This window comes from Streptomyces sp. DH12, from assembly GCF_020873895.1.
Classification (GTDB): domain Bacteria; phylum Actinomycetota; class Actinomycetes; order Streptomycetales; family Streptomycetaceae; genus Streptomyces.
Map to the genome: position 1 here is coordinate 101,922 of NZ_JAHWGT010000018.1, position 23,600 is coordinate 125,521.

The 23,600-nt window shown below is 74.3% G+C and carries 22 protein-coding genes and 2 pseudogenes; 15 read left to right on the forward strand and 9 right to left on the reverse strand.

Annotation, left to right across the window (positions count from 1 at the left end):
• Positions 1–9 precede the first annotated feature (9 nt).
• A complete protein-coding gene (locus tag LPA54_RS18350) occupies positions 10–876 on the forward strand; it encodes an acyl-CoA thioesterase II (protein WP_228979047.1) in 867 nt (288 codons plus the stop codon).
• A gap of 3 nt (positions 877–879) precedes the next feature.
• Here the strand turns inward: LPA54_RS18350 and LPA54_RS18355 are convergent, their stop codons facing one another.
• The gene (locus LPA54_RS18355) at positions 880–1,089 is read right to left on the reverse strand and encodes a DUF6011 domain-containing protein (protein WP_228979048.1); all 210 of its coding nucleotides are present in this window, start codon (positions 1,087–1,089) and stop codon (positions 880–882) included.
• A 73-nt stretch (positions 1,090–1,162) separates the two neighbouring features.
• Between LPA54_RS18355 and LPA54_RS18360 the strand changes: the two genes are divergently transcribed.
• A complete protein-coding gene (locus LPA54_RS18360) occupies positions 1,163–1,651 on the forward strand; it encodes a glutathione peroxidase (RefSeq protein WP_228979049.1) in 489 nt (162 codons plus the stop codon).
• A 6-nt stretch (positions 1,652–1,657) separates the two neighbouring features.
• Here LPA54_RS18360 and LPA54_RS18365 read toward each other — a convergent pair whose 3' ends face one another.
• The 4 genes from LPA54_RS18365 to LPA54_RS18380 are packed head-to-tail and all read right to left on the reverse strand — an operon-like array spanning position 1,658 to position 5,931.
• A complete protein-coding gene (locus tag LPA54_RS18365) occupies positions 1,658–2,221 on the reverse strand; it encodes a thermonuclease family protein (protein ID WP_228979051.1) in 564 nt (187 codons plus the stop codon).
• Between the two features lie 52 nt (positions 2,222–2,273).
• A complete protein-coding gene (locus LPA54_RS18370; RefSeq protein WP_228979053.1) occupies positions 2,274–4,622 on the reverse strand; it encodes an FtsX-like permease family protein in 2,349 nt (782 codons plus the stop codon).
• Between the two features lie 5 nt (positions 4,623–4,627).
• On the reverse strand, positions 4,628–5,410 hold the full coding sequence (locus tag LPA54_RS18375) for an ABC transporter ATP-binding protein (RefSeq protein WP_228979054.1): 783 nt from the start codon (positions 5,408–5,410) through the stop codon (positions 4,628–4,630).
• A complete protein-coding gene (locus LPA54_RS18380; RefSeq protein WP_228979056.1) occupies positions 5,407–5,931 on the reverse strand; it encodes a PadR family transcriptional regulator in 525 nt (174 codons plus the stop codon). Before LPA54_RS18380 ends, LPA54_RS18375 begins: the two co-directional genes overlap by 4 nt.
• Positions 5,932–6,061: 130 nt before the next feature.
• On the opposite strand from LPA54_RS18380, the gene LPA54_RS18385 reads away from it, so the two are divergent.
• The 5 genes and pseudogenes from LPA54_RS18385 to LPA54_RS18405 all read left to right on the forward strand — a co-directional run bounded on the left by LPA54_RS18385 (position 6,062) and on the right by LPA54_RS18405 (position 12,818).
• Positions 6,062–7,336 carry an ABC transporter substrate-binding protein gene (locus LPA54_RS18385; RefSeq protein ID WP_228979058.1) on the forward strand — a complete coding sequence of 425 codons (1,275 nt, stop codon included), beginning with the start codon at positions 6,062–6,064 and terminating at the stop codon, positions 7,334–7,336.
• A 247-nt stretch (positions 7,337–7,583) separates the two neighbouring features.
• On the forward strand, positions 7,584–9,269 hold the full coding sequence (locus tag LPA54_RS18390) for an alpha-amylase family glycosyl hydrolase (RefSeq protein WP_228979060.1): 1,686 nt from the start codon (positions 7,584–7,586) through the stop codon (positions 9,267–9,269).
• A 46-nt stretch (positions 9,270–9,315) separates the two neighbouring features.
• Positions 9,316–10,605 (forward strand): annotated as a pseudogene (locus LPA54_RS18395) (ABC transporter substrate-binding protein); the annotation flags it as partial.
• A gap of 36 nt (positions 10,606–10,641) precedes the next feature.
• Entirely contained in the window at positions 10,642–11,898 is a 1,257-nt protein-coding gene (locus tag LPA54_RS18400) for an ABC transporter permease subunit (protein ID WP_228979169.1), read from the forward strand.
• Positions 11,895–12,818 carry a carbohydrate ABC transporter permease gene (locus LPA54_RS18405; protein ID WP_228979062.1) on the forward strand — a complete coding sequence of 308 codons (924 nt, stop codon included), beginning with the start codon at positions 11,895–11,897 and terminating at the stop codon, positions 12,816–12,818. The genes LPA54_RS18400 and LPA54_RS18405 overlap by 4 nt, the downstream gene beginning before the upstream one ends.
• A 4-nt stretch (positions 12,819–12,822) precedes the next feature.
• Here LPA54_RS18405 and LPA54_RS18410 read toward each other — a convergent pair whose 3' ends face one another.
• A complete protein-coding gene (locus tag LPA54_RS18410) occupies positions 12,823–14,055 on the reverse strand; it encodes an acyl-CoA dehydrogenase family protein (RefSeq protein ID WP_228979064.1) in 1,233 nt (410 codons plus the stop codon).
• 141 nt (positions 14,056–14,196) lie between these two features.
• On the opposite strand from LPA54_RS18410, the gene LPA54_RS18415 reads away from it, so the two are divergent.
• On the forward strand, positions 14,197–14,844 hold the full coding sequence (locus tag LPA54_RS18415) for a TetR family transcriptional regulator (RefSeq protein ID WP_228979066.1): 648 nt from the start codon (positions 14,197–14,199) through the stop codon (positions 14,842–14,844).
• A 51-nt stretch (positions 14,845–14,895) separates the two neighbouring features.
• Here LPA54_RS18415 and def read toward each other — a convergent pair whose 3' ends face one another.
• Complete coding sequence (gene def / locus LPA54_RS18420) at positions 14,896–15,441, reverse strand: peptide deformylase (RefSeq protein ID WP_228979068.1); 546 nt, start codon at positions 15,439–15,441, stop codon at positions 14,896–14,898.
• A 114-nt stretch (positions 15,442–15,555) separates the two neighbouring features.
• Between def and LPA54_RS18425 the strand changes: the two genes are divergently transcribed.
• The 7 genes and pseudogenes from LPA54_RS18425 to LPA54_RS18455 form a co-directional block, all read left to right on the forward strand.
• Complete coding sequence (locus LPA54_RS18425) at positions 15,556–16,794, forward strand: Mur ligase family protein (RefSeq protein ID WP_228979072.1); 1,239 nt, start codon at positions 15,556–15,558, stop codon at positions 16,792–16,794.
• 26 nt (positions 16,795–16,820) lie between these two features.
• Positions 16,821–17,549, forward strand: a complete 729-nt coding sequence (locus LPA54_RS18430; RefSeq protein ID WP_228979074.1) for a type 1 glutamine amidotransferase — start codon at positions 16,821–16,823, stop codon at positions 17,547–17,549.
• A gap of 213 nt (positions 17,550–17,762) precedes the next feature.
• Positions 17,763–18,788 (forward strand): 6-phosphofructokinase, encoded by a 1,026-nt coding sequence (locus LPA54_RS18435; protein ID WP_228979076.1) that lies wholly within the window; start codon positions 17,763–17,765, stop codon positions 18,786–18,788.
• A 181-nt stretch (positions 18,789–18,969) separates the two neighbouring features.
• Positions 18,970–19,920 carry a cytochrome c oxidase assembly protein gene (locus tag LPA54_RS18440; RefSeq protein ID WP_228979078.1) on the forward strand — a complete coding sequence of 317 codons (951 nt, stop codon included), beginning with the start codon at positions 18,970–18,972 and terminating at the stop codon, positions 19,918–19,920.
• Between the two features lie 59 nt (positions 19,921–19,979).
• A complete protein-coding gene (locus LPA54_RS18445; protein WP_228979080.1) occupies positions 19,980–20,135 on the forward strand; it encodes a hypothetical protein in 156 nt (51 codons plus the stop codon).
• Between the two features lie 106 nt (positions 20,136–20,241).
• Positions 20,242–21,072 (forward strand): pectate lyase, encoded by an 831-nt coding sequence (locus LPA54_RS18450; protein WP_228979081.1) that lies wholly within the window; start codon positions 20,242–20,244, stop codon positions 21,070–21,072.
• 231 nt (positions 21,073–21,303) lie between these two features.
• Positions 21,304–21,981 (forward strand): annotated as a pseudogene (locus tag LPA54_RS18455) (lysophospholipid acyltransferase family protein); the annotation flags it as partial.
• Between the two features lie 176 nt (positions 21,982–22,157).
• Here the strand turns inward: LPA54_RS18455 and LPA54_RS18460 are convergent.
• Both LPA54_RS18460 and ureG read right to left on the reverse strand, forming a co-directional pair.
• Positions 22,158–22,913 (reverse strand): urease accessory protein UreD, encoded by a 756-nt coding sequence (locus LPA54_RS18460; RefSeq protein ID WP_228979088.1) that lies wholly within the window; start codon positions 22,911–22,913, stop codon positions 22,158–22,160.
• A complete protein-coding gene (gene ureG, locus LPA54_RS18465; RefSeq protein ID WP_228979090.1) occupies positions 22,910–23,599 on the reverse strand; it encodes an urease accessory protein UreG in 690 nt (229 codons plus the stop codon). Before ureG ends, LPA54_RS18460 begins: the two co-directional genes overlap by 4 nt.
• Position 23,600 lies beyond the last annotated feature (1 nt).

The window sequence follows — 23,600 nt, forward strand, 5'->3', positions numbered from 1 at the left end:
GACCCGTGGATGACGAACCCCGCCGAGAGACTCGTCGACCTGCTCGACCTGGAGCAAATCGAGGTCGACATCTTCCGCGGCGCCAGCCCGCAGGAGTCCCTGCAACGGGTCTTCGGCGGGCAGGTCGCCGGGCAGGCCCTGGTCGCCGCCGGCCGGACGACGGACGGCGGCCGGCCGGTCCACTCGCTGCACGCGTACTTCCTGCGGCCGGGCATCCCCGGCGTGCCGATCGTGTACCAGGTCGAGCGGGTACGGGACGGCAGGTCGTTCACGACCCGCCGGGTCACCGCGATCCAGCAGGGCAGGACGATCTTCAATCTGACGGCCTCCTTCCACCAGCCGGAGGAGGCGGGCTTCGAGCACCAGCTGCCGCCGCGGCTCGACTTCCCGCCGCCGGAGGAGCTGCCGTCGGTCACGGACGAGATCCGCGAGCACCTGGGCGCGCTGCCGGAGTCGCTGGAGCGGATGGCTCGCCGCCAGCCGTTCGATATCCGCTACGTCGACCGGCTGCGCTGGACGCGGGAGGAGGTCGAGGAGGCCGACCCGCGGAGCGCGGTGTGGATGCGCGCGGTGGGCCCGCTCGGCGACGACCCGCTGATCCACACGTGCGCGCTGACGTACGCCTCCGACATGACCCTGCTGGACGCGGTCCGCATCCCGGTCGAGCCGCTGTGGGGGCCGCGGGGCTTCGACATGGCGTCGCTGGACCACGCGATGTGGTTCCACCGCCCCTTCCGCACCGACGAGTGGTTCCTGTACGACCAGGAGTCCCCCATCGCGACGGGCGGCCGGGGCCTGGCGCGCGGCCGGATCTACGACCGCGAGGGCCGGCTGCTGGTGTCGGTGGTGCAGGAGGGGCTGTTCCGCCGCCACTGAGCGTCACAGGCCCGGCAACGCCTCCTGATCGACCTCGTGGCGCCGCGCCCTGATGTCGGGCCCGGCCGGATGCAGTCTGGCATCGCAGGCGGGCCCGAGGCCGGTGCGCCGGGAGGCGGCGCCGGTCAGCGGCCGCCCGCACAGCCGGCACCGCACCGGCCGCGGGCCGGGGGCGACGGTCTCGGTCTCCAGCGGAGGCTGTTCCTGGTCCACACCCGCCTGTCTACCAGGCGGGGCGTGCTTTGATCGACCCTGTTGTCAGTGCCCGTCCGAGGAGGAGTCCCGCATGTCCCTGTACGACATCCCGCTGCGCAGTCTGTCCGGTGAGGCGACGACCCTGGCCGAGTACAAGGGCCAGGTGGTCCTGGTGGTCAACGTCGCCTCGAAGTGCGGCCTGACCCCGCAGTACGAGGGCCTGGAGCGGCTCCAGAAGGCGTACGGCGCCCGGGGCTTCACGGTGCTGGGCGTGCCGTGCAACCAGTTCGGCGGCCAGGAGCCGGGCACGGCGGAGGAGATCGGCGCGTTCTGCTCGGCGACGTACGGCGTGACGTTCCCGATGCTGGAGAAGACGGACGTCAACGGCCCGGGCCGGCACCCGCTGTACGCGGAGCTGACGAAGACCGCGGACGTGGACGGCCAGGCCGGGGACGTCCAGTGGAACTTCGAGAAGTTCCTGATCTCCCCGCAGGGCGAGGTCACCCGCTTCCGCCCGCGCACGGAGCCGGACGCGGCCGAGCTGGTCGCGGCGATCGAGGCGCGGCTGCCGGGGGCCTGACGGGCGTCAGGGGGCCGGGCACGCGGACCACAGGCCCGCGCCGGCCTGGCGGGCCGCGGCCTGGGCCTCCGTCATCGTCTTCCAGTGCTTGTCGTTCGGCTCGAACAGCACGCTGGTGGCGTGGCCGCTGCGGACGAGGGACTCGTTGACGAAGACGCCCCTGTCGTTCCAGACGTAGAGCAGGTACCGGTCGAAGCGGTCCTTGAGTTCGACGTCGCGTTCCGTGCGCAGCCTGCTGCCGACGGGCAGGAGTTCGGCGGTCCGGGCGGTGGCCTCGCGGCTGAAGCAGTCGCCCCGCTCGGGGGCGTCGACCTCCAGCAGGCGGACGCGCGCGACGGTGCCGTCGGGGATGACCCTGCCGTCGCCCCGCACCTCGACGGTGTCGCCGTCGATGACGCGCAGCACGACCGGTCCGCGCGGCCTGCTCGGATCCGGCTCGCCGGCGGTCGCGGTAGGCAGCGGTCCGGCGAGGCCCACGGCGGCGGCGAGGGAGACCGCGACGGCGCCGGACCGGCTCCTGCGGCGCCGCGAGTGCCCCGAGTCCCCCGGGTGCCCTGTGGAAAGGTGCATGTCGCCCCCTCTCGTCCGGGTTCCCCCACTCAGTACAGCACCGTGGCTCGGGTCACGCGACCGCGCCGAGGGTGTCCGCCAGGCGGCGGCGGGCGGCCCGGGCGGCGGGGAGGACGGCGAGGGCGACCGCGCCGGCGACGGCGGTCGCGATGAGCGCCAGGAGGTGGAGCGCGGGCGGGCCGTGGGCGATGCCCGCGCCGACGCCGCTGCCGCGGCCCTCCTGGTCGATGAGCCAGTGGGCGAGCGGTACGCCCAGGGCCGTGCCGGCGGCGGCCGCGGCGAGGACGGTGAGGCCGACGGCGGTCACCGTCACCGCGGTGACCTGCCGGGGCGACAGGCCGACGGCCTTGAGGGCGAGCAGGTCGCGCTCGCCCTCGCGCACGGCGCCGCCGATGGCGGTGGACACCTCGGTCAGGCCGATGAGGGCGAGCACGGCGATGAGTCCGGCCGCCACGCCGCGCAGGGCGGTGAGCCGGTCGGCGGGGCCGGAGACCTCGTGGATGTCGAGGCGGCCCCGCGCCGCGTCCAGCAGGTCGGCGCGGACCGCGCCGGGGTCGGCGCCGGGGCGCAGCCGCAGGTGGTAGACGGTGGGTTCGAGTGCCGGGTCGTTCTCGCGGAGGGTGTCGAGGGAGGTGGAGACGGTCCGGCCGCCGTTGCCGGGTTCGATGCTGCGGCCGACGAGGTGCAGCACCTGCGGCCGGCCGCCGACAGTGAGCCGCACCCAGTCGCCGACCCCGACGCCGAGCAGGTCGAGCAGGCCCTGCCCGGCCACCGCCTCGTCCGGTCCCCGCGCCGGGCGGCCCTCGGCGACGGTGTACGGGTAGGGGTCCTGCCGGGTGCCGAGGCCGCGCAGGGCGATCGTGCCGGTCTGGCCGGGGACGAGCGCGGCGACCTCCAGCCCGCGGTGGGCGGCGAGCACGTCGGGGCTGCGCTGGAGGAGGGCGCGCGCCTCGCGGTCGCCGAGTCCGTCGGCGGGGCGGGCGGTGAGCGCGGCGGGCAGGCCGAGCTGCTCGGGCCGGGAATCGAAGCGCTCGACGGTGCTCCACGCGCTGAGGACGAGGGTGATCAGCAGCAGGGGCAGCGCGAGCCGGGCGACGGTCGCCGGGGCGCGCCGGCCGCGGCCGAAGGCGCGGTGCCAGCCGAGGACGAGCGCGGGGGGCACGCCCGGGAGGGCGAGCGCCCGCAGCGCCGGCCGGGTCAGGCCGCGTCCGGCCGGGGCGGCGGCCGCGGAGCCGGCGGGTACGGGGGGTACGCGGCCGGCGCGCCAGGCGGCGAGGCCGGTGGCGGCGCCGATGAGGGCGACGACGGCGGCGGGGACGCCGAGCAGCGCGGCGGTGTGTCCGGGCAGGCCCTGCCAGACGCCGACGGCGTCGCCGAGCCGCCCGGGTAGCCGGCTGCCGAGCGCCTGGACGGCCGCGGTGGCGAGGGCCGCGCCGAGGACGGCGTAGGCGAGGTGCTGGGCGAGGAAGACGCGGACGACCTGGCCGGGGGTGAAGCCGATGGCCTTGAGGACGGATATGTCGCGGAGGTGGCCGCGTACGCGGGTGCTGATCGCGCCGAACACGGCGAGCGAGGCGGCGGCGAGCGCGCCCAGCCCGAAGAGGCCGAGGACGCGGCCGAGGAGCCGGGTGTCGCCCTGCGCCTCGGCGCGGGCCTGCTGCCAGTGGGTGACGTCGGTGACGGCGCCGGCGCCGAGGGCGGTGACGGCGCGCTGCACGGCGTACTCGGTGTCGTCGCCGTCGGTGAGGCGCAGTCCGGTGACGCGGCCCGGCCGGCCGGGGACTGCGCGTACGGTGTCGGCGCTCGCCCAGACCGTGCCCGGGCGCTCGCCGGGGCGGTAGCGGGGCTCCGCGGTGTCGGCGACGCCGACGACGGTGAGGGCGCGGGGGCCGCGGGCGCCGCCGCCGGGCAGGGTGAGGGTGTCGCCCGGCCCGACGACGAGGGCCGCGGCGAGGCCGCTCTCCAGGACGACGCCGCCGGGGGCGGCGGGGTCGAGCCAGCGCCCGGCGGTGATCAGGGGCCGGCCGGTGGCGGGGGGCCGTGCGGGTGCGGCGCGCAGGTCGACGGCGGCGCGGGCGCCGCGCGAGGCGACGGTGGTGGCGACGGTGTCGTAGGGGCCGGCGACGGCGGCGACGCCGTCCAGGGCGGCGAGGCGGGCGGGGTCGACGGTACGCGCCGGGTCGGCGGTACGAGCCGGGTCGGCGGCGCGGCCGGTGTGGAGCCAGACGTGGGCGCCGTGCGACTGGGCGAACACCCGCTGCCAGGGGTTGGTGGCGTAGCCGAAGAGGGCCGCCGCGAGGAGGAGGGAGGCGACGATCCCGGCGGTGGCGCAGACGAGGAAGAGCGCTTCGCCGCGGTGGGTGCGCAGGTCGGCGTGTGCCCAGCGCAGCACGGCCCGCACGGCGGTCAGTCCCTCGGCTCGACGACGCGGGCGGGTCCGGTGGCGTCCTCGTCGGCGAAGGTCACGTCGTCGGTGACGCGGCCGTCGAAGAAGCTGATCACACGGTCGGCCGCGCTGGCGAGCCGGGCGTCGTGGGTGACGAGGACGATGGTCTGGCCGCGCTGGTGGAAGCGGGCGAGGAGCCGCATCACCTCGCGGGTCCCCTTGCTGTCGAGGCTGCCGGCCGGCTCGTCGGCGAGGAGCAGGCGCGGCTGGTTGACCAGGGCGCGGGCGAGGGCGACGCGCTGCTGCTCGCCGCCGGAGAGCTCGCCGGGCATGCTGCGGGCCTTGGCGGCGAGGCCCAGCTCGTCGAGGAGCCGTTCGCGCTCGGCGCGGGCGTGCCGCGCGGAGGCCCCGGCGAGCAGGGCGGGCAGTTCGACGTTGTCGGCGACGGTGAGGTTGGAGACCAGGTTGAAGAACTGGAAGACGAAGCCGATGCTGCGGCGGCGCGCCACCGCCCAGCGCGCCTCGGTGTAGCCGTCGGTGGACTCGCCGTCGAGGCGGATGGTGCCGGCGTCGGGGCGCTGGAGCCCGCCGAGCAGGTGCAGCAGGGTGGACTTCCCGGCGCCGGAGGGGCCGGTGACGGCGACGAACTCGCCGCGCCGGACGGTCAGGTCGACGCCCCGGACGGCGTGGACGGGCCCGCCCTCGCCGTGGTGGGTCCTGACCAGTCCGCGGGCCTCCAGCAGCGGCGGGGGCGCGGTGGGGCCGCCGGACGCGGAGGCGGCGGGCGCGGGGGTGTCGCTCATCGCGGGCCCTCCGTCCCTTCCAACTCCTCCTGGCAGCGCTCCAGCCAGTCGAGGTCGGCCTGGAGGTGGAGCATGGCGCCCTCGATGAGGAGGTGGGCCGTGCGGTTGTCCCGGTTCTCGGTGGCGGCCAGCTTGGAGAGGGTGCGCATGGTCCTGAGGTACTCGCGTCGCTGTCGGTTGATGAGGGTGATCTGGTCGGCGAGGCCGGTGCGGGGGGCGAGGGCGAGCTTCATGAAGAACTCGTCCCGCACCCGCGGTTCGTCCGCGGTCTCCTCGAACCAGGCGTGCAGCGCCTCGCGGCCGGCGGCGGTGAGGCGGTAGATCTTCTTGTTGGGCCGACTCGACTGGGCGATCTCCTCGCCCTCGATGAGCCCGGACTTCTCCAGCCGGCCGAGGGTGACGTAGACCTGGCCGACGTTGGGCTGAGGGTACGCGGCGCCCAGCAGCTGCTCAAGGTCCTGCTTGAGCTCGTAGCCGTGCGCGGGCCCGCCGGCGAGGAGAGCGAGCAGCTGCATGCGCACGCGGGGGCTCTCCTTCGGTCGCGATACGGGCTCGATGTGCTGTGCGCCCTAGTATCGCGCAATGCCTAACAGGTATACATGCCCCTGACCTGACGAGGACGTCCGGTGCCGGTGCCACAGGGAGGAACCTATGCGGTGGACGCGTGCCGCGGGTAGGGGTCTCCTGGTCGCGGCCCTGCTGCTGGTGGCGGCGGTGGCGTCCGGCGTGCCCGGCGAGGGGCGGCGGGACGGCGGGCGCGGCCCGGTGACGCTGGCCACGGCGGGCGACCTGACCGGCTACCTCGGCCCGCTGCTGGAGGACTGGAACCGGCGGCGGCCCGCGGAGCGGGTGACGCTCGTGGAGCTGCCGGACTCGGCGGACGAGACGCGCGCGCAGATGATCACCGATCTGCGGTCGGGTGAGGGCGGCCGCTTCGACGTCCTCAACATCGACGTGGCGTGGACGTCGGAGTTCGCCGCGGCCGGCTGGATCGCCCCGCTGGAGCGCCGGCGGTTCCCCCTGGACGCGTTCCTGGCGCCGGTGGTGGACACCGCGACGTACGAGGGGCGACTGCACGCCGTGCCGTACGTGACCAACGCCGGGATGCTGTTCTACCGCGCGGACGTGCTCCGGGCGGAGGGCGAGCGGCCGCCGCGCACCTGGGCCGAGCTGGCGCGGCAGGCCCGCGTCCTCGCGCCGCGCCACGGCATGGACGGGTACGCGGGACAGTTCCTGCCGTACGAGGGGCTGACGGTCAACGCCACGGAGGCCGTGTACTCGGCGGGCGGCGCGGTCCTCGACGGGGAGGGCGGCCGGGTGGCCGTGGACTCGCCGGCGGCGCGCGCCGGGCTGGCGTTCCTGGCCGGGGGCGTGCGGGAGGGCTGGATCCCCCGGGAGGCGCTCACCTACACGGAGGAGGAGTCCCGGCGGGCGTTCCAGGACGGCGGGCTGCTGTTCCTGCGGAACTGGCCGTACGCCTGGGCGGGCGCCTCCGGTCCCGGGTCGAAGGTCGCGGGCCGCTTCGGCGCGGTGCCGCTGCCGGGTCGGGACGGGCCGGGGACGAGCGTGCTCGGCGGGTCGAACCTCGCCGTGTCGCAGCGGTCGGGGCATCCGGAGACGGCCGCGGAGCTGATCGCGTACCTGACGAGCGACGCCGTGCAGCGCAGGGTCCTGACGGAGGGCGCCCTGCCGCCCGTGCGGGCCGCGCTGTACCGGGACGCGGCGCTGGTGGCGCGGTTCCCGTACCTGCCGGCGCTGCGGGAGAGCGTGCTCTCGGCGCGGCCACGGCCCAAGAGCCCCCGCTACGAGCAGGTGAGCCTGGCCGTGCAGGCGGTGCTGCACGACGCCCTGGCGCAGCGCCTGACGCCCGCCGCCGCGGTGCGGCGCCTCGCGGGGGAGCTGGAAGCGATCGCCCGTCGCGGCTGACCGCCCGGCCCCCTCTCCCGTTCCCCCCTCACCTCCCCTCTCGCTGGTTACCCGTTAGGTATGAGCGCAGCACTGCGGCGCTCTTTTTTCATGCCCCGGCGCGGGCAAACCCCCACAAAACCCCGTTACCAGCCGGTGTTTATGACTTCGCCGTTGACACGAGGTGAACCGCGCTACCTAACATGCATGCATAACCGCTGCCTCTCTGAGCAGCGCGCACCCTTCACGCAGAACAGGTCAACGGGTGATGCTCACAGCCCCGGCCGACGACGGCCTCTCGCACCGCCTCACGCACCCCTGGTGGCGCGACGCAGTGATCTACCAGGTGTACGTCCGCAGCTTCCTCGACAGCACCGGCGACGGCATCGGCGACCTCGCCGGCGTCCGCACCGGTCTGCCGTACCTGAAGAAGCTCGGGGTGGACGGCGTCTGGCTGAGCCCCTTCTACCCCTCGCCGCAGCACGACCACGGCTACGACGTCGCCGACTACCGCGACGTCGACCCGGTCTACGGCGACCTCGCCGAGTTCGGCCTGCTGGTGGCCGACGCCCACCGGCTGGGGATCAAGGTGCTGCTCGACGTCGTCCCGAACCACTGCTCCAGCGAGCACCCCTGGTTCCGCGAGGCGCTCGCCTCCGCCCCCGGCTCGGCGGCCCGCGCCCGGTTCCACTTCGCGGACGGCCGCGGGCCCGGCGGCGAGGAGCCCCCGAACAACTGGCACGCGATGTTCGGCGGGCCCGCCTGGAGCCGGGTCACCGAGCCGGACGGCACGCCCGGCCAGTGGTACCTGCACATGTTCACCCCCGAGCAGCCCGACCTGAACTGGCGCGAACCCGAGGTCGGCGCGTACTTCGAGGAGGTGCTGCGGTTCTGGCTGGACCGGGGCGTGGACGGCTTCCGCATCGACGTGGCGGCGGGCCTGTTCAAGCACCCGGACCTGCCGGACTCCCCCGACCCGGAGGCCGACGCCCGCACCCGCGACTCCGTCAACCCGCTCGCCTGGAACCAGCCCGAGGTGCACGGCGTGTGGCGCCGCTGGCGGGCGGTGTGCGAGGAGTACGCCGCCCGCGACGGCCGCGAGCGGCTGCTCGTGGGAGAGGTGTCGGTGCCGACCGCCCGCGAGCACGCCCTGTACGTCCGCCCCGACGAGCTGCACCAGGCGTTCTTCTTCGACCTGCTGGGCGCGCCCTGGGACGCCGCCGCCTTCCGCGGCGTCATCGACGAGGCGCTGCGCGACATCGCCGGCACGGGCTCCAGCGTGACGTGGGTGCTGAACAACCACGACCAGGTCCGCACCGTCACCCGGTACGGCGAGTCCGGCACCGCCGGCAGCGGGCTCGGCGCCGCCCGCGCCCGCGCCGCCGCCCTGCTGATGCTGGCCCTGCCCGGCGCCGCGTACATCTACCAGGGCGAGGAGCTGGGACTGCCGGAGGTCGTCGACCTGCCCGACGAGGTGCTGACCGACCCGATCTTCCGCAGGACCGGCAGCCGCGCCCGGATACGCGACGGCTGCCGCGTGCCGCTGCCGTGGTCGGGGCACGCCTCGCCGTTCGGGTTCAGCGCGGGCGCCGAGGCCCGGCCGTGGCTGCCGCAGCCGGGATGGTTCGCCGAACACGCCACGGACCGCGCGCTCGCCGACACCCGCTCGTCCTGGCACCTGTACCGCGAGGGCCTCCAGCTGCGGCGCGGCCTGCCGCAGCTGGGCGAGGGCCCGCTGCGCTGGCTGGAGGCGCCGCCCGGCGTCCTCGCCTTCACCCGCGGCGAGGGCCTGGTGTGCGCCGTCAACTTCGGTACCGCGCCGGTGCCCTCCCCCGCTGCCGGGCTGCCGCTGCTGTCGAGCGGGCCGTGCCCGCCCGGCACGCTGCCCGGCTCCACCGCCGCCTGGTGGATCTCCGGTGGCGCCCCCTCCCCCTCCCCCGCACCCGCCCCCTGACGCACCACCGCCTCCCGGCCCCGAACCCCCTTCGAAAGGTACGGACATGATGAGACGACGCCTCACCGCCGCGTGCTGCTCGGCCCTCACCCTCGCCCTGGCCCTGTCCACGACCGCCTGCGGCGGCGACCCGGTGACCGCGGCGGGCGGTGGCGGGAAGGAGTTCGCCGGGAAGACCCTGACCGTCGCCGGCGTCTGGTCGGGCGCCGAGCAGAAGAACTTCCAGAAGGTGCTCGACGCCTTCACCGAGAGGACCGGCGCCCAGACCCGGTTCGTGTCGACCGGCGACAACGTCTCCACCGTCGTCGGCAGCAAGATCGAGGGCGGCAACGCACCGGACGTGGTGATGGTCCCGCAGGTCGGGGTGTTGCGGCAGTTCGCCGCCCGCAAGTGGCTCAAGCCGCTCTCCGCGACGGTGGGCGCGAAGGTCGACTCCGGGTACGCCCCGGTGTGGAAGGAGTACGGCTCCGTCGACGGCACCCTGTACGGCCTGTACTTCAAGGCGTCCAACAAGTCGACCGTCTGGTACAGCCCGCAGGCCCTCGACCAGGCGGGCGTCGAGCCGCCCAGGACGTACGAGGAGATGCTCGCCGCCGGCCGCACCGTCGCCGACTCCGGCCTGCCGGCGTTCTCGGTGGCCGGCGAGGACGGCTGGACGCTGACGGACTGGTTCGAGAACGTCTACCTGTCGCAGGCCGGGCCGGAGAAGTACGACCGGCTCGCCCGGCACGAGATCCCGTGGACCGACCCCAGCGTGGTGCGGGCGCTGAAGACGCTCGCCACGCTCTTCTCCGACGACCGGCTGCTCGCGGGCGGCCGCAAGGGCGCCCTCTCCACCGACTTCCCCGGTTCGGTCGAGCAGGTCTTCGGCCCGAAGCCGCAGGCCGCGATGGTCTACGAGGGCGACTTCGTGGCCGGCGTCGCCGAGGACGAGTTCGGCCGGAAGATCGGCGAGGACGCCACGTTCTTCCCGTTCCCGCCTGTCGGCACCGGCGCGGCGCCGGTCGTCAGCGGGGGCGACGCGGCCGTCGTCCTGAAGGACGGCAGGAACCAGGAGGCCGCGATGGCGTTCCTGGAGTTCCTCGCGACGCCGCAGGCGGCCGCGGTCTGGGCGGCCGAGGGCGGCTTCATCTCGCCGAACAAGGGCCTCGACCTCGGCGCGTACGGCGACGCCACGCTGCGGGCGACCGCCAAGTCCCTCGTCGACGCCGGGGACACCGTCCGGTTCGACATGTCGGACCAGGCGCCGGCGGCGTTCGGCGGGACGAAGGGCGCCGGCGAGTGGAAGATCCTCCAGGACTTCCTGCGCGACCCGTCCGACCCCGCGGCCACCGCCGGGCGGCGCCGGCGGAACGCCGCCGTCGCCTTCGTCCTGCCCGCGCTGCTGCTGCTCGGCGCGCTGGTGGTGTACCCCGTCCTCTTCTCCGTCGGCCGCAGCTTCTTCGACGCGTCCGGGACCCGCTTCGTCGGCGCCGACAACTACACGGCGATGTTCCGCGACCCGGCCACGCTGCAGGCCGTCCGCAACAGCACGATCTGGGTGGTCGTCGCCCCGACCCTGCTCACCGGTCTCGGGCTCGTCCTCGCGGTCCTCGTCGAGAGGATCCGCTGGGCGTCCGCCTTCAAGCTGCTGCTCTTCCTGCCCATGGCGGTGTCGTTCCTCGCCGCGGGCATCATCTTCCGGCTCGCCTACGAGGAGGACCCCGACAAGGGCGTGTTCAACGCGGCGGTGGTCGGCGTGCACGACGTGTTCGCCGACGGACCCTCGTACCCCGGCGCGCGGGCCCGGGACGGCGAGGGCGTGCGCACCGCAGCGGACGGGGCGTACGAGACGGCCGGGCCCGTGGCGCCCGGCGGCGCGCCGCTCCTCCTCGGGCTGGTCGGCGTCAGCCCGGCGGACGTCCCGGACGGGGCGCGCCCCGCCGCCGGGGCGGCCTCGGCCCCGGCCGGCCCCGGCGAGCTGCGCGGCGTGGCCTACCTGGACTTCACCCCGGGCGGCGGGGGGCACCCCGGGCGGGTCGACCCGGCGGAGCGCGGCCTGCCCGGTCTGACCGTGGAGGCGGTGCGGGGCGGCGAGGTCGCCACCGCCACGACGGGCGCGGACGGGGCGTTCCGCTTCACCGGCCTGGACGCGGGCGGCACGTACACGGTGCGGCTGCCGGCGGAGAACTTCGCCGCGCCGTTCTCCGGCGTGTCGTGGCTGGGTCCGGCGCTGGTCACCCCGGCGATCATCGGCGCGTACCTGTGGATCTGGACCGGCTTCGCCATGGTCCTCATCGGCGCGGGTCTGACGGCCCTGCCGCGCGACGCCCTGGAGGCGGCGCGGATGGACGGGGCGAGCGAGTGGCAGGTGTTCCGCCTGATCACGGTGCCGCTGCTGGCGCCCGTGCTGACGGTCGTGTTCGTCACCCTCGTCATCAACGTGATGAAGGTCTTCGACCTGATCTACATCATCGCACCGGGCCCGGTGCAGCAGGACGCGACGGTCCTGGCCACCCAGATGTGGCTGGTGTCGTTCGGCGGCGGCAACGACCAGGGGCTCGGCAGCGCGCTGGGCGTCCTGCTCCTGCTGCTGGTGGTCCCCGCGATGGTCTTCAACGTCCGCCGCTTCCGCAGGAGCCAGTCATGACCGCGACCGCTACCGCCCCCGTGACACCGCCGGCGGCCGCGCCCGCCCCGCCGGCGCCCCGCCCCCCGCGCCACCGCCCCCGCCGCCGGCTGCGGCAGTGGCTCGGCAACGGACTCGTCCAGGCCTTCCTGCTGGTGGTGGGGCTGGTCTGGATCACTCCGGTGGCCGGCCTGCTGCTGTCGTCGCTCCGCTCGGCGCAGGACAGCGCGTCGAGCGGCTGGTGGACGGCGCTGGCCGACCCGGGCTCGCTGTCGTTCGCCAACTACGCGTCCCTGCTGGAGAACGCCGGCATGACGCAGGCGTTCTGGAACACCGTGCTGATCTCGGTGCCGACGACCGTCCTCGTCGTCGTCATCGCGGCGCTGGCCGGGTACGCCTTCGCCTGGCTGGAGTTCCCGGGCCGCGACTGGCTGTTCCTGCTGGTGGTGGCCCTGCTGGTGGTGCCGGTCCAGGTGGGATTGCTGCCGGTGGCCAAGCTCTTCGGGCAGTTGGGCCTGTTCGGCACCATCCCGGGCGTCGTCCTCTTCCACGTCGCCTACGGGCTGCCCTTCGCCGTCTTCCTGCTCCGCAACTACTTCGCGGAGATGCCGCGCGAGATGCTGGAGGCGGCCCGGATGGACGGCGGCGGCGAGTGGCGGATCCTCACCCGGCTGGTGCTGCCGGTGGGCCGCCCGGCCATCGCCAGCCTCGCCGTCTTCCAGTTCCTGTGGGTCTGGAACGACATGCTCGTGGCGCTGCTGTTCGCCGACTCGTCCTCCCAGCCGCTGACGGTTGAACTCCAGTCGCAGGTACGTCAGTTCGGCAGCAACGTCGACGTCCTGGCGCCGGGTGCCTTCCTCTCCCTGGTGGTCCCGGTCGTGGTGTTCCTGGTGTTCCAGCGCCACTTCGTGCGGGGGGTGATGGCCGGTTCGGTGAAGTGAGCCGTCAGCGGATCGGCACGCCGGAGAGGGTGCGGGCGATGACCAGGCGCTGGATCTCGCTCGTGCCCTCGAAGATCGTGTAGATCCCGGCGTCCCGGTGCATGCGCTCGACCGGGTACTCGCGGGTGTAGCCGTTGCCGCCGAGGATCTGGACCGCCTGGGCCGTGACCTTCTTGGCGACCTCGCTGGCGTACAGCTTCGACATGGAGCCCTCGGCGGCCGTGAAGGGCTTGCCCGCGGTGGCCATCCAGGAGGCGCGCCACACGAGGAGGCGGGCGGCGTCGATCTGCGTGCGCATGTCGGCGAGTTGGAAGGCCACGCCCTGGTTGTCGATGATCGGCCGGCCGAACTGGTGGCGGGTGGTGGCGTAGTCGAGGGCGACCTCGTAGGCGGCGCGGGCGGTGCCCACGGCCATGGCGCCGACGGCGGGGCGGGACGCCTCGAAGGTAGCCATGGCGGCGTTCTTCACCCGCTCCGCGCCCCCGCCCCTGCGGGCCTTCTCGCGGGCGCGGGCGAGGCGCTCGTCCAGCTTCTCCTTGCCGCCGAGGAGGCAGGAGCCGGGGACGCGGACGCCGTCCAGGACGACCTCGGCGGTGTGCGAGGCGCGGATGCCGTGCTTCTTGAACTTCTGCCCCTGCGCGAGGCCGGGGGTGCCGGGCGGGACGATGAAGGAGGCGTGGCCCTTGGAGCCGAGCTCGGGGTCGACGACGGCGACGACGACGTGGACGTCGGCGATGCCGCCGTTGGTGGCCCAGGTCTTGGTGCCGTCGAGGACCCATTCGTCCTTGGCCGCGTCGTACACCGCGCGGGTGCGCATGGCGGCGACGTCGGAGCCGGCGTCGGGCTCGGAGGAGCAGAAGGCGGCGACCTTCACGTCGTTCGCGTCGCCGTACATCTGCGGGATCCAGGTCCCGATCTGCTCCTCGGTGCCGTTGGTGAGGACGCCGACGGCGGCGAGGCCGGTGCCGACGATGGACAGGGCGATGCCGGCGTCGCCCCAGAACAGCTCCTCCATCGCCACCGGGATGCCGAGGCCGGTGGGGTCGAAGAACTGCTGCGCGTAGAAGTCCAGGGAGTAGATGCCGACCTTGGCGGCTTCCTGGATGATCGGCCAGGGGGTCTCCTCGCGCTCGTCCCACTCGGCGGCGGCCGGCCGGATCACGTCCGCGGCGAACCCGTGCAGCCAGTCACGGACCTGCTTCTGGTCGTCGTTGAGCTCGAGCGTGAACCCGGACATGCGTCCTCCTGCGGCGTACATTGTTACTAGCGGTAACCGCAGTCTGTTACCGGTAAGTAGAAGCTGTCAACCGGCAGCGGCCGCCGGGGCGGTGTTACGTTGCGCTGGCCTTGGGAACATCGACGGGCGGGGAGAGACGCTATGGAGACCACACACCGGACCGAGCAGCAGCGGTCGGCCGAACAGCGGCGACGCGAACTGCTGGAGGCGGCCGACCGGGTGGTCCTGCGCGACGGTCCGCAGGCGTCCATGAACGCCATCGCCGCCGAGGCCGGCATCACCAAGCCGATCCTGTACCGCCACTTCGGCGACAAGGGCGGCCTGTACCGGGCCCTCGCCAAACGCCACACCGACGCCCTGCTCGGCGCGCTGCGGGCCGCGCTGGACGCCCCCGCCGGGCGCCGCCAGCGCGTCGAGGCGACGCTCGACACGTACCTCGCCGCGATCGAGGCCCGACCGCAGGTGTACCGCTTCCTGATGCACCCCTCCGAGGACGCGGCCCCGCAGCAGGAACAGGGCTTCGACGTCGGCCGCCACTCGGCGCCGGTGCTGCGGCGGATGGGCGAGGAGCTCGCCGACGTCATCGCCGAGCGCGTCGACCTGGGCGAGGACGGCGACGCCGTGGCCCGGATGTGGGGCCACGGCATCGTCGGCATGATGTACGCGGCCGGCGACTGGTGGCTCGGCGAGCGCCCCTGCGGCCGCGCCGCGCTGGTGTCGGCCCTGGCCGACCTGTTGTGGGGGCGGCTCGCCGAGGCGGAGGACCGCGCCGGCGGCCCGCGCTTCTAGGGGACCCGCCCGCGCGGGCCCGGCCGCGCGGCCCCGGCCCGTGGCGGAGGGTCAGCGGGCTCCGCCCCACGGGGCCCGGCGGGCCGCCCGCAGCACCCGGGCGCGGCGCCAGCCGCCGAGGCGGTCGGGGTAGACCAGCCCGTCCAGGTGGTCGCACTCGTGCTGGAGGCAGCGGGCGAAGAACCCCGTGCCCTCGACCCGCACCGGCTCGCCGCGCACGTCGACGCCCTCGACGACGGCCCGGTCGAACCGCTCGGTCCCGGCCTCCAGACCGGGCAGCGACAGGCAGCCCTCGGGGCCGCGCACGACGAGGCCGTCCGCCTCGACCAGACGGGGGTTGACGACGTGCCCGAGGTGCCGGACGTCCTCGTCGTCCGGGCAGTCGTAGACGAAGACGCGCGAGGCCACCCCGACCTGGTTCGCCGCCAGACCGACGCCGTTCGCCGCGTACATCGTGGCGAACAGGTCCTCCACCAGACGGACGAGCGAGGGCCCGAAGTCGGTGACGGTCTCACAGGGGGCGTGCAGCACGGGCGAGCCGAGCAGGCTCATCGCCCGCACGGCGCCGGAACTGCCGGGGATCGGCCGGTTTCGCATGGCGTCAGGGTACGTTCCGGCCCGCCACCAGCCTCCCGGCAGGTAGCGGGGTGCGGGACCACGACCGGATCTCGATAGGCTGAGGTCGGACCCACGCTAGGAGGAACAAGGACGATGGCAGGCAACTCGGAGCCGCTGTCGCCGCGCGCCAAGCTGGCCGTGACGGCGGGCAAGGCCGCGGCGGCGGTGTCTCGCGCGGCGGGACGCGGCAGCGGATCGGTGATCGGCGGCCGGGTGGCGCTCAAGCTCGACCCCGACCTTCTGGGCCGGCTCGCGCAGCACCTGGACGTCATCCTGGTGTCGGCGACCAACGGCAAGACCACCACCACGCGACTCATCGCCGAGGCGCTGCGCGCCAGCGGCCCGGTCGTCTCCAACGCGCTCGGCGCGAACATGCCCGCGGGCATCACCTCCGCCCTGGCCGGCGGATCGGACGCGAAGTACGGCGTCATCGAGGTGGACGAGAAGTACCTCGCCGGGGTCGCCCGTGACACCACCCCGAAGGTGATCGCGCTGCTCAACCTCTCGCGCGACCAGCTGGACCGCGCCGCCGAGACCCGCATGCTCGCGGAGAAGTGGCGCGAGGGCCTGGCCGGCACGAAGGCCGTGGTCGTCGCCAACGCCGACGACCCGCTCGTCGTCTGGGCCGCCTCCTCCTCCCCGAACGTGGTGTGGGTGGCGGCCGGCCAGGAGTGGAAGGACGACGCCTGGTCGTGCCCGGCCTGCGGCGGTGTGATGCAGCGCCCCGGCGACGACTGGTTCTGCGGCGAGTGCGGCTTCCGCCGCCCGGCCCCTACCTGGGCGCTCAGCGGCGACCACGTCCTCGACCCGCACGGCTCGGCCTGGCCGATCCACCTGCAGCTGCCGGGCCGCGCCAACAAGGCCAACGCCGCCAGCTCGGCCGCGGTGGCCGCCGTGTTCGGCGTGCCGCCCCAGGTCGCCCTGGAGCGCATGTACCAGGTGCAGGCCGTCGCCGGCCGCTACGACGTCGTGTCCTTCGAGGGCCGTGACGTGCGGCTGCTGCTGGCGAAGAACCCCGCCGGGTGGCTGGAGACGTTCTCCCTGATCGACCGGCCGCCGACGCCGGTGGTGCTCTCGGTCAACGCGCGCGGCGCGGACGGCACGGACACGTCGTGGCTGTGGGACGTCGACTACACCCGGCTCGCCGGCCACCCGCTCTTCGTGATCGGCGACCGCCGGCTGGACCTCGCCGTGCGGCTGGAGGTCGCGGGCCTGGACTTCCGGGTGTGCGAGACGCTCGACGAGGCGGTGCAGCTGGCCCCGCCCGGGCGGATCGAGCTGATCGCCAACTACACCGCGTTCCAGGACGTACGCCGCCGCGTCGGCAACTGACCCGACCTCCGATAGGACGAGAGAGCATGAGCGACAGCAGTCTGCGTCTGGTGTGGGTCTACCCCGACCTGCTCAGCACCTACGGCGACCAGGGCAACGCCCTCGTCGTCGAGCGCCGCGCCCGGCAGCGCGGCCTGGACGTGCAGCGCGTGGACGTCCGCAGCGACCAGCCGGTGCCGACCTCCGGCGACATCTACCTGATCGGCGGCGGCGAGGACCGGCCGCAGCGGCTGGCCGCCGAGCGGCTGCGGCGCGACGGCGGCCTGAGCCGCGCCGCCGAGAACGGCGCGATCATCTTCTCGGTCTGCGCCGGGTACCAGATCCTCGGCCACGAGTTCATCAACGACCTCGGCGAGCGGGAGCCGGGCCTCGGCCTGATCGACGTGGTCTCCACGCGCGGCGAGGGCGAGCGCTGTGTCGGTGACGTGCTCGCCGACATCGACCCGCGCCTGGGCCTGCCGCAGCTGACCGGCTTCGAGAACCACCAGGGCGTCACGCACCTCGGCCCGTCGGCGCGCCCCTTCGCGCGCACCGTCTTCGGCAAGGGCAACGGCACCGGCGACGGCACGGAGGGCGCGTACAACGACACCGTCTTCGGTACGTACATGCACGGCCCGGTCATGGCCCGCAACCCGCAGATCGCCGATCTGCTGCTGAAGCTGGCCCTGGACGTGAACGCGCTGCCGCCGACCGACGACCGGTGGTACGAGGCGCTGCGCGCCGAGCGGATCGCGGCGGCCAGCCAGCCGGCCTGACCCGCCGGCCCGCGACGCCCCGGGGGCGGCCGACCGACCCGTGAGCGGGCGGCGGCCGCCCCCGCGCGCACCGTCTTCGTCTGTTCCTCCGAACTCCGTCCACGGGTCGGACGTCCGGTTCGGCTGCCCTGCCCCTCGCCGGTAGGGTGGCGGTGATCCAGGCCGGACGACGTGGTCCGGGTGTCGGCCCACGTTGCAAAGGTATTTCGGGCTATGCGCATTGGCGTGCTCACCTCCGGCGGCGACTGCCCCGGTCTGAACGCGGTCATCCGTTCCGTCGTGCACCGCGCCGTCGTCGACCACGGCGACGAGGTCATCGGGTTCCACGACGGGTGGCGGGGCCTGCTGGAGGCCGACTACCGCAAGCTCGACCTCGACGCGGTGGGCGGCATCCTCGCCCAGGGCGGCACGATCCTCGGCTCCTCCCGGGTCCAGCCGGCGCACCTCGTGGACGGGGTGGAGCGGGCGAGGGGGCACGTCGCCGACCTCGGCCTCGACGCGATCATCCCGATCGGCGGCGAGGGCACCCTGAAGGCCGCGAACCTGCTCTCCGAGGCGGGGCTGCCGATCGTCGGCGTGCCGAAGACGATCGACAACGACATCGCCTCGACGGACGTCACCTTCGGCTTCGACACGGCCGTCGGCGTGGCCACGGAGGCGCTGGACCGGCTGAAGACGACGGCGGAGTCGCACCAGCGCGTCCTCATCGTCGAGGTGATGGGCCGGCACACCGGGTGGATCGCGCTGCACTCCGGCATGGCGGCCGGCGCGCACGCCATCGTCGTCCCGGAGCGGCCGTTCGACATCGACGAGCTGACCGCCCGCGTCGGCGCCCGCTTCGCGGCCGGCAAGCGGTTCGCGATCGTCGTCGCCGCGGAGGGCGCCAAGCCGCGGGCCGGCTCCATGGACTTCGACGAGGGCGGCAAGGACATCTACGGCCACGAGCGGTTCGCCGGCATCGCGCGGCAGCTGTCGATCGAGCTGGAGGGGCGCCTCGGCAAGGAGGCGCGCCCCGTCATCCTCGGCCACGTCCAGCGCGGCGGCACGCCCACCGCGTACGACCGCGTCCTCGCGACCCGCTTCGGCTGGCACGCGGTGGAGGCGGCGCACCGCGGGGAGTTCGGCATGCTGACCGCGCTGCGCGGCACGGACATCGTCATGGTGCCGCTCGCGGAGGCCGTCGAGACCCTCAAGACCGTCCCCACCGAGCGGTACGCCGAGGCCGAGACCGTCCTCTGACCCGGCCGGCCGGTGTCGCGGGACCCGTACGGTCCGGCGCCGCGGGCCGCTCTCCCGGCCGGGTCCGACCGGTCCGGGCCGCCGCCGCACCGGGAAGCCGCCCCCGGTCGCCGACGCGGCCGGGGGCGGTTCTAGTCTGGTGCCGCAAGCGGACAAGCCAGCACGAACCAGGAGCCGCCGGATGGATCACGGGCACGGCATGACGTCGGACCTGCCGCCGTTCACGCTGGAGCGGGGGCTCGCGTACTCGCCCGACACGTTCTTCCTGGTCGGCTGCGTGCTGGCACTGGCGCTGTACGGCTGGGGCGTGCTGCGGCTGCGGCGGCGCGGTGACTCCTGGCCCGTCGGCCGTATCGTCTTCTTCACGCTCGGTGTGCTCTCCGTGGCGCTGGTGATGTGCACGGGGCTGAACGACTACGGCATGGTCATGTTCAGCGTGCACATGGTGCAGCACATGGTGATCAGCATGCTGTCGCCGATCCTGCTGCTCCTCGGCGCCCCGGTGACGCTGGCCCTGCGGGCGCTGCCGGTCGCGGGCCGCGGCCGCGGGAAGGGGCCGCGCGAGCTGCTGCTCTGGCTGCTGCACAGCCGGTACATGCGGGTGATCACGCACCCCGCCTTCACCATCCCGCTCTTCATCGCGAGCCTGTACGCGCTGTACTTCACGCCGGTCTTCGACTTCCTCATGGGGTCCACGGCCGGGCACATCGCGATGATGGTGCACTTCCTGGCGGTGGGCGTGGTCTTCTTCTGGCCGATCATGGGCGTGGACCCGGGCCCGCACCGGCCCGGATACGTCATGCGGATGCTGGAGCTCTTCGCGGGCATGCCCTTCCACGCCTTCTTCGGCATCGCGCTGATGATGGGCTCGGAGCCGATGGTCGGCACGTACGCGAACCCGCCGGCCTCGCTCGGCATCGACGCCCTGGCCGACCAGAACGCGGCCGGCGGCATCGCGTGGGCGTTCAGCGAGATCCCGTCGGTGGTGGTGCTCGTCGCGCTGCTGTACCAGTGGTACCGCTCCGAGCAGCGGGTGGCGAAGCGCGCCGACCGGGCCGCCGACCGGGACGGCGACAAGGAGCTCGTCGCGTACAACGCCTACCTCGCCTCGCTCCAGGCGCGCGGGCGGTAGCGCGGGAGGCCCCTTCCGGGTGACCATGGCAGCAGGCCGGCGGCCGGGAGGAGGGCACCATGTCAGCGACGAGGACCATGGGGACCATCACCGTGGGCGCCCTGGTGGTGATCACGGCGTACACGGTCGCGCTGGGCAGCAGCGGCTGGCTGTGGTTCGCCTGGATCGTGCTGGGGCTGGTGACGCTCGGGATGGTCGCGACCCGCGACGGCTGAGCGGGGGCCGGGGAAGGATCTCCTCGAAATTCTCTCCGCGGGGCGGCAACCCATCCGGTGGCGGCGGCGACCACCGGGTGCACGTACCCCCCAGCAGAGGAATCACATGAGTTCGACCACACAGCCGCGCGCCCGGCACCGCCGCACGCTCACCCGCCGCCGCGCGCTCGTCGGCGGGGCCGCCGCGCTCGGCCTGACCGGCGCCGCGCTCGCCGGGACGGGTCTGCTGAGCCCCGCGGGCGCCGCCTCCTCCTGGCCCGCGCCGAAGGAGAACGCGCCCGTCACGAAGACGATCGAGTTCGGCGGCACGTACGACGGCAAGCTGAAGCGCTTCCACGGCAGCGGCGCGCTGGGCGACGGCGGCCAGGACGAGAACCAGAAGCCGCTGTTCACCCTCAAGGACGGCGCCATCCTCAAGAACGTCGTGATCGGCGCCCCCGCCGGTGACGGCGTCCACTGCCTGGGCAGCTGCACGCTGCAGAACGTCTGGTGGGAGGACGTCGGCGAGGACGCCGCCTCCTTCAAGGGCAAGTCCGCCTCGGCGGTCTACCGGGTGGAGGGCGGCGGCGCCCGGAAGGCGTCCGACAAGGTCTTCCAGTTCAATGGCGCCGGCACCCTGCGGATCACCGGCTTCCAGGTCGCGGACTTCGGCAAGCTGGTGCGCAGCTGCGGCAACTGCTCCAAGCAGTACAAGCGGACCATCGTGATCGACGGCGTGGACGCGACCGCCCCCGGCAAGCAGCTGGTGGGCATCAACTCCAACTACGGCGACACGGCCACCCTGCGCAACGTCCGCATCCACGGTGACAAGAGCCGCAAGCTCCAGCCGTGCGCGCACTACCAGGGCAACAGCAGCGGCAAGGAGCCGAAGCAGCTGGGCAAGGGCCCGGACGGCAGCTTCTGCCGGTACGCGGCGTCGGACGTCACCCACCGGTGACGTGACCCGCGCCCGAGCGGCGCGGGGAGCCACGCAGGCGAGCGACCCGGGGGGCCGCGGCGGAGATCCGCCGCGGCCCCCCGGCGTACGCGCCGGCCGGGCACTGGGCCGAACGGGGTGGTGCGGTCGGCGATTGAGTACGCGTACGGATGAGAGGAACCGGGCGTCCCGGGAAGATGCACAGGAGGAGACCTTTCCGCCGCGGTCGTGGCCGCAGTAGGGAGCAGGACCGTGTTCTATTACGTGCTCAAGTACGTGCTCCTGGGACCGCTGCTGCGGCTGCTGTTCCGCCCGAGGACCGAGGGGCTGGAGCATGTGCCGGAGACGGGTGCGGCCATCGTGGCGGGCAACCACCTGTCGTTCTCGGACCACTTCCTGATGCCGGCGGTGCTGAAGCGCCGCATCACCTTCCTGGCGAAGCAGGAGTACTTCACCGGTCCGGGTCTGAAGGGGCGGCTGACCGCCGCGTTCTTCCGCAGCGCCGGGCAGATCCCGGTCGACCGTTCGGGCAAGGCGGCCGGGCAGGCGGCGATCCGGGAGGGCCTCGGGGTGCTCGACGGCGGTGAGCTGCTGGGCATCTACCCGGAGGGCACCCGCTCGCACGACGGCCGGCTGTACAAGGGCAAGGTGGGCGTCGCGGTCATGGCCCTGAAGGCGGGCGTCCCGGTCGTGCCCTGCGCGATGGTCGGCACGTTCGAGATCCAGCCGCCCGGCAAGGTCGTCCCGAGGATCCGGCGGGTGACGATCCGCTTCGGCGAGCCGCTGGACTTCTCGCGGTACGCGGGCATGGAGAACGACAGGACCGTCGTCCGCGCGGTGACGGACGAGATCATGTACCGGATCCTGGAGCTGTCGGGGCAGGAGTACGTGGACGACTACGCGGCGGACGTGAAGGCGGCGGCGCAGGAGCGGCCGGCGGGGCTCCTCGCCGGCCGCCGGCGCCCCGGCCCTGGCGCCGCGCAGGCCGGTCCCGGGGCGACGGCGGCCGGGGCGGGTTCGACGGCGGCCGGGGCGGGCGCGTCGGCGGTCGAGCCGGGGGCCGCCGCGGCCGGACCCGAGCCCTCGCGGGGGCAGGACGGCTGACGCTACCCGCCGTCGCCGGCGGTGAGCTCGGCGAGGGCGTCGTCGAGGACGCGGCGCAGGGCGCGGGCGTCCGGGGCCAGGGCCGTGACCAGTGCGGCCGGGCCGGCCAGCGGGGTGAGGACGGCCGCCGTGTCCAGCTGCCGCGGCGCCACCGGTCCGGTCTCGAACGCCCCGTCCACGACGAGGAGCTGCCCCACCGCCCGGTGGCCCGCCAGGACGGCGGGGCCGTCCCAGCCGGCGGGCGCGCCGGGGCCGCAGGCGAGCTCCTGGTCGAGGAGGGGGCGCCCGGCCCGCCGCACGGTGAGGCGGGTGACGAGGGTGCCCGGCTCCTCGTCGGTGCGGCCCAGCACCTGCTCCTCGCGCAGGACGAGGCGGGAGGTCGCGGCGAGGTCGACCGTCGTGCGCGTCCGCAGCGACGAACCCCTCGCGGCGATCAGCTGCTCGGGCAGCCAGTCCAGCCGGGCCCGCTCGCCGACGGCGAGGCGCACGTCGTAGTGGGCGGGGGCGCCGCTCGGACCGGGCAGCGACACGGTCGCCGCCGCCGCGTCGACGGTGAGCCGGGCGTCGTCGCCGGCGCGGACCTCCAGGGCCAGCCGGTCACCGCCGAGGGGGGCGCTCATGGCGCCGACGACGGTGACGCGCGCGGCACCCGGCCGCCGGGCGCGGGTGCGGCGCACGGCGAGCGGGCCCTCGCTCTCCAGGACGGGGAGCGCCCCGCCCGCCGCGGCGACGATCCGCGCGGTGGCGCGGACGCTCACGCGGCGGGGGCCGACGTCCAGGCGGCGAGCCGCTCCCGGACCCAGTCGGCGACCGGGGCGACGCCGTCCTGCCCCTTCAGCGAGGTGAAGGCGACGGGCAGGTGGCCGCGCTGTGCCTTGGCCTCGCGGGCCATCCGGTCGAGGTCGGAGCCGACGTGGGGGGCGAGGTCGGTCTTGTTGATCACGAGGAGGTCGGCGGTGGTGACGCCGGGGCCGCCCTTGCGGGGGATGTCGTCGCCGCCCGCGACGTCGATGACGAAGACCTGCGCGTCGACGAGCCCTTTGGAGAAGGTCGCGGTGAGGTTGTCGCCGCCGGACTCGACCAGGATGAGGTCCAGGGGGCCGACGGCGTCCTCCAGGTCCTCGACGGCTTCGAGGTTGGCGGAGATGTCGTCGCGGATCGCGGTGTGCGGGCAGGCCCCGGTCTCCACGGCGGCGATCCGCTCGGGCGGCAACACCGCCTCGCGCAGCAGGAACTCCGCGTCCTCCCGGGTGTAGATGTCGTTGGTGACGACCGCCAGCGACAGCCGGTCGCGCAACTCGCGGCAGAGCGCGGCGACGGTCGCGGTCTTGCCCGAGCCGACGGGCCCGCCGAGCCCGATGCGCAGGGCGCGGCGGGTGCCGTCGCGGCGGTGGGCGTCGGCGCTGACGGCGGCGGGGCCGTCGTGGGTGTGGTCGAGGTGCACT

Bases quoted from the DNA above. Each gene is read 5' to 3' on its own strand.
- LPA54_RS18375 (WP_228979054.1), bottom strand. From the start codon at position 5,410: ATGAGCGACACCCCCGCGCCCGCCGCCTCCGCGTCCGGCGGCCCCACC.
- LPA54_RS18385 (WP_228979058.1), top strand. From the start codon at position 6,062: ATGCGGTGGACGCGTGCCGCGGGTAGGGGTCTCCTGGTCGCGGCCCTG.
- LPA54_RS18440 (WP_228979078.1), top strand. From the start codon at position 18,970: ATGGATCACGGGCACGGCATGACGTCGGACCTGCCGCCGTTCACGCTG.
- def (WP_228979068.1), bottom strand. From the start codon at position 15,441: ATGCGAAACCGGCCGATCCCCGGCAGTTCCGGCGCCGTGCGGGCGATG.
- LPA54_RS18415 (WP_228979066.1), top strand. From the start codon at position 14,197: ATGGAGACCACACACCGGACCGAGCAGCAGCGGTCGGCCGAACAGCGG.
- LPA54_RS18425 (WP_228979072.1), top strand. From the start codon at position 15,556: ATGGCAGGCAACTCGGAGCCGCTGTCGCCGCGCGCCAAGCTGGCCGTG.
- LPA54_RS18390 (WP_228979060.1), top strand. From the start codon at position 7,584: ATGCTCACAGCCCCGGCCGACGACGGCCTCTCGCACCGCCTCACGCAC.
- LPA54_RS18450 (WP_228979081.1), top strand. From the start codon at position 20,242: ATGAGTTCGACCACACAGCCGCGCGCCCGGCACCGCCGCACGCTCACC.
- LPA54_RS18365 (WP_228979051.1), bottom strand. From the start codon at position 2,221: ATGCACCTTTCCACAGGGCACCCGGGGGACTCGGGGCACTCGCGGCGC.
- LPA54_RS18445 (WP_228979080.1), top strand. From the start codon at position 19,980: ATGTCAGCGACGAGGACCATGGGGACCATCACCGTGGGCGCCCTGGTG.
- LPA54_RS18350 (WP_228979047.1), top strand. From the start codon at position 10: ATGACGAACCCCGCCGAGAGACTCGTCGACCTGCTCGACCTGGAGCAA.
- LPA54_RS18410 (WP_228979064.1), bottom strand. From the start codon at position 14,055: ATGTCCGGGTTCACGCTCGAGCTCAACGACGACCAGAAGCAGGTCCGT.
- LPA54_RS18405 (WP_228979062.1), top strand. From the start codon at position 11,895: ATGACCGCGACCGCTACCGCCCCCGTGACACCGCCGGCGGCCGCGCCC.
- LPA54_RS18430 (WP_228979074.1), top strand. From the start codon at position 16,821: ATGAGCGACAGCAGTCTGCGTCTGGTGTGGGTCTACCCCGACCTGCTC.
- LPA54_RS18360 (WP_228979049.1), top strand. From the start codon at position 1,163: ATGTCCCTGTACGACATCCCGCTGCGCAGTCTGTCCGGTGAGGCGACG.
- LPA54_RS18435 (WP_228979076.1), top strand. From the start codon at position 17,763: ATGCGCATTGGCGTGCTCACCTCCGGCGGCGACTGCCCCGGTCTGAAC.